The organism is Microbacterium sp. (genome assembly GCF_030149085.1).
Taxonomy (GTDB): Bacteria; Actinomycetota; Actinomycetes; order Actinomycetales; family Microbacteriaceae; genus Microbacterium.
Genome location: NZ_JASBSF010000340.1, coordinates 1 through 3,924 on the forward strand (window position 1 = coordinate 1; position 3,924 = coordinate 3,924).

Sequence of the window (3,924 nt, forward strand, 5' to 3'; positions counted from 1 at the left end):
CGAACGCGCGCAGCCAGCCGCGGACCGTGGACGCCGGCCGGCCCAGCCACGCCGCGATCAGGCGGTGCCCCCACCGGGGGGTGGTGTTCGCTTCGACCGCCGCGGCGATCACCGCCGCCCCATCGGCGCGCCGCGCGGCCAGCTGAGTATTCGCTCCTCTGAGGGCCACTGGTATTGCGGTTCAGGGCCACTCGCTCATCGACGCGATCGTGTCGGTGAGGGCCACCGAATATTGGGGTTGAGGGCCACCGTTCCTAGGCTCCTTCTGCCGCGTGGCCAATCACACGGCAGAAGGAGTGATTCGGATGGTACGCAAGATCAAGGCGAAGCTGGTGCTTCGGCTTCGCGCGGAGGGGTTCACGGGGAGGCAGATCGCCGCGCAGGGCATGTCCCGGACGAGTGTGGCGGCGGTCATCGACGCCGCCGACCGGGAAGGGATCGGTTGGGACGACGTCGCCAAGCTCGAGGAAGCGGACGTGTATGCGCGGCTGTTTCCTGGTCGTGGTGAACATGACAGCGTTCACGCGCAGCCGGACTGGGACAGGGTGCACCGGGAGCTCGCGCGGGTCGGGGTGACGCTGAAGCTGCTGCATGGCGAGTATGTCGACGCCTGCCGGGCGGCGGGATCGACGGCGATGGGATACGACAGGTTCTGCAAGGCCTACCAGCAGCACGTCCTCATCTCCGGGGCGGCGTCGCGGGTGGGGCACAAGGCGGGGCAGACGGTCGAGGTCGACTGGTCGGGCAAGACGATGCAGCTGACCGACCCGGTCACCGGGCAGCAGACGCGGGTCTACTTGTTCGTTGCGACGCTGCCGTTCTCCCGCTACTCGTTCGTGGAGCCGACGCTGGACATGCAGCAGGACGCCTGGTTGCGCGCGCACGTGTCGATGTTCGACTGGTTCGGCGGGAGTGTCCCGCGTGTCGTCCCGGACAACCTCAAGACCGGGGTGCTGAAGCACCCGGCGGAAGGTGAGGTGGTGCTCAACGATGCGTATCGGGAACTCGCGGCGCACTACTCCGCGGCGGTGCTGCCGGGGCGGGTGAAGAAGCCGAAAGACAAGGCCAGTGTCGAGAACACGGTCGGGAACGTCGCGACCTGGGTGATCGCATCCCTCCGCGACCGAAGCTTCGCGAGCTTGGCGGAGTTGCGGGCGGTCGTCTACGAACGCGTGGCCGCTTACAACGCGGAGCCGTTCCAAAAGCGCGCCGGGTCAAGGCTGAGCGTGTTCGACTCGGAGGAGAAGCCGCTGCTGCGGCCGCTTCCGGTGGTCCCGTTTGAGATCTCGAGGTGGTTCTACCGGCGCCGGGTTCAGAAGAACGGGCACGTCGTGTTCGAGCGCAACTTCTACTCCGTGCCCTACCCGAACATCGGTCGGAGTGTTGATCTGCGGGTCACCGACACCACGGTCGAGATCTTCGCCGGGCAGGAGCGGCTGACGAGCCACCTGCTCGCTCCGGTCGGGATGGTGAACGAGTATCGCACCCACGACAGCGATCTGCCCGACGGTCCCCGCTACCGGCAATGGGACGCCGAACGTGTTCGCGAGTGGGCGGGCCGGATCGGGGAGGACACCACGATCGTGGTGAATCGGATCTTCGAGTCCGTGCCCGTCGACGAGCAGGGCCTGGACGCGGCTTTGGCGGTGTTGCGGCTCACCCGCCGCTACTCCGCCGCTCGGGTCGAAGCCGCCGCCGGGATCGCCCTCGCGTCCCGGGTGAGATCTCCGCGCTACGCGCATCTGCGGCCCATCCTCGAGACGAACCAGGACCAACCCGACGGGAGGAGCCCATGGGCTGAACCCGCGACTACGGGGCCGACCGGATACGTCCGCGGCGCGGACTACTACGCCGGTGACATCTGATGAGCCGGCTCGACTCGGAGACGAAGCGGAAGCTGCGTGAGATGGGGGTGACGTCGCTGGTCGACGCGTTCGAGGTCCAGGACGACAGCCTCACGTTGGGAATGGCGTTCGAAGAACGCGTCAAGCTCGCCGTCGACGACGCCCACGCCACCTTCACCCACGCCAAGGTCGAAGGCCTCATCCGGCGGGCGGGTCTCCGCTACCCGAACGCGGACCTGCGGCGAGTCGACCTGCTCGAGCAGCGGGGTCTTGACCGCGGGGTGATCGCGCAACTCGGCACCTGCCAGTTCATCACCCGGCAGCAGAACGTCGTATTCCAAGGCTTCACCGGGTCCGGGAAGAGCTACCTCGGATCGGCGTTGGCGAAGCAGGCCTGTCAGCACCGCTACCGGGCGCACTACATCCGCATGCCCGACCTCGAAGAATCCTGGGCCACCGCCCGCGACCGGCCCGCGGGGAAGGAGAAGTGGCTCCGCAAATACGCGGCGTTCACGCTCCTCGTGATCGACGAATGGCTCCTCGACAACCCCGATGACAGCGTTCGCGGCATGCTGCTCGAGCTGCTCGAGCGCCGCTACGACGCCACCTCGACGGTGTTCTGCACCCAGTACGCGAAGAAGGACTGGCACCAACGCCTCGGCGGCGGAGTCCACGCCGACGCGATCATGGACCGCATCGTCCACAACACCATCTGGATCGAGACCGGCAGCACCAACATGCGCGAACACACCGCCAGGACGGCCTGACCGGCGCCGGTGAGCGTTGCCATCACCGGGTGGCGCTCACCGGCAATACCGGGCGGCCCTGAATCGCAATATCGAGTGGCACTGAACCCCAATATCGACTGGCCCTCAACCCTTCAAATACTCACCCATACATGGCGGGTTTCGAAATTCCGCAGATCAAGCGCCATTCCTTGCGCGATGGGCCCCGCGGTAGCCAGTGAACGCGAGGTGAATTCTCTGGCGGAATTAGAACTCAGGGGGCGAGGAAGGACTTTTGCGGGCGTAGGCGGTTCACACTTGATAACAGAGGTCATCGGCTCGCCGAGATTCCCTCCCGATCGGTAGAACGCAGTTCCCTATTTTGCTGTGCCCGAACGAGAGGAACCCCTCATGCCTGACCCCACGCCGCCGCTAACTTTGACTGTCGCGCAAGCCGCGCGCGCGATCGGCGTCGACGAGCGCGCTGCCCGTCGTCTTGTCGCGAACAACATCCTGCCGACAGTTCGCCTCGGTCGGACCATCCGAATCCGTGTGCGAGATCTTGCCGAAGTCCTGGGGTTGCCCGCCGCAGAGGTCGCGCGAGCCGCTGCCGAGATCTCGACGGCGCGCGAGGATGCGGCGGTAGCCGCGTGAACGCGCCGCTTGCGGCTCGCGTGCTCGCGGCGTCATTACGGCACATTGACACCTCAGCCAACGACGCCGTGGTCGGTGGGTCTGTGGGTTCCCGCCGCGTACGGGCGGCGTTGGCTGAGGTTGCGGCGACAGTGCCGCTGGGAGTTGTCCTGACGCGCTCCGAGGCCGCCGCCGCTGCCCGCTGGCTCCATCAACACGGCGAGCTTTCCGATGAGGCGGTGGCTGCATGACTCCGCGGATCGACCCGCACGTCCTCGCTGCCTCGCTGCGTCGCGCACTTGCCGCGAACACGCCGCCCGCCGCTGCTACGCCAGATCCGTGGCTCGGGCGACTCGTCGACGCCGGAACTGCGGCCATCGAAGACGAAGCCGCGGCGAGCAATTTCACGATCCACGACCCCCTGCCGAGATAAGGAGCCCTCTGACATGACGACCACCGAAGCCACTACGCCGCCCACCGCTAGCGAGCCCTTCGCCACCGCTGACGCCGATACCCTCGCAGGACTGTCCGCGACATTCCGCGCTCTTGCGGTGACACTCGCGTCGCAGATCAACAGTCTCGCTGCCGATTTCGACGCGCTCGCCGCGGCTCGCGGCGGCAGCGGAACTCCGTCGCGCCTGCCCGAGCCGTCGGCTCGACGATCGGTTGGCGACCTCATCGCCCTGCCGACCGCGCCCACCGCGCCGCCCGTCGAGCCGACG

At 67.1% G+C, this 3,924-nt stretch carries 6 protein-coding genes; all 6 read left to right on the forward strand.

Annotated features, from left to right (window positions below):
- Positions 1 to 305: 305 nt before the first annotated feature.
- Positions 306 to 1,865 (forward strand): IS21 family transposase, encoded by a 1,560-nt coding sequence (gene istA / locus Q1V87_RS13855; RefSeq protein ID WP_300594061.1) that lies wholly within the window; start codon positions 306 to 308, stop codon positions 1,863 to 1,865.
- Entirely contained in the window at positions 1,865 to 2,611 is a 747-nt protein-coding gene (locus Q1V87_RS13860; RefSeq protein WP_183498614.1) for an ATP-binding protein, read from the forward strand. The genes istA and Q1V87_RS13860 overlap by 1 nt, the downstream gene beginning before the upstream one ends.
- A gap of 369 nt (positions 2,612 to 2,980) precedes the next feature.
- Complete coding sequence (locus Q1V87_RS13865) at positions 2,981 to 3,223, forward strand: helix-turn-helix domain-containing protein (protein WP_300594067.1); 243 nt, start codon at positions 2,981 to 2,983, stop codon at positions 3,221 to 3,223.
- Positions 3,220 to 3,453, forward strand: coding sequence for a hypothetical protein (locus Q1V87_RS13870; RefSeq protein ID WP_300594070.1), 234 nt, complete (start codon positions 3,220 to 3,222; stop codon positions 3,451 to 3,453). The genes Q1V87_RS13865 and Q1V87_RS13870 overlap by 4 nt, the downstream gene beginning before the upstream one ends.
- Positions 3,450 to 3,635 carry a hypothetical protein gene (locus tag Q1V87_RS13875; RefSeq protein ID WP_300594073.1) on the forward strand — a complete coding sequence of 62 codons (186 nt, stop codon included), beginning with the start codon at positions 3,450 to 3,452 and terminating at the stop codon, positions 3,633 to 3,635. The genes Q1V87_RS13870 and Q1V87_RS13875 overlap by 4 nt, the downstream gene beginning before the upstream one ends.
- Before the next feature lie 13 nt (positions 3,636 to 3,648).
- Positions 3,649 to 3,924, forward strand: a 276-nt coding sequence (locus Q1V87_RS13880; RefSeq protein WP_300594076.1) for a hypothetical protein, incomplete at its 3' end; no start/stop codon positions are given.

Coding starts and splice junctions, on each gene's coding strand:
- istA (WP_300594061.1), top strand. CDS start 306: ATGGTACGCAAGATCAAGGCGAAGCTGGTGCTTCGGCTTCGCGCGGAG.
- Q1V87_RS13860 (WP_183498614.1), top strand. CDS start 1,865: ATGAGCCGGCTCGACTCGGAGACGAAGCGGAAGCTGCGTGAGATGGGG.
- Q1V87_RS13865 (WP_300594067.1), top strand. CDS start 2,981: ATGCCTGACCCCACGCCGCCGCTAACTTTGACTGTCGCGCAAGCCGCG.
- Q1V87_RS13875 (WP_300594073.1), top strand. CDS start 3,450: ATGACTCCGCGGATCGACCCGCACGTCCTCGCTGCCTCGCTGCGTCGC.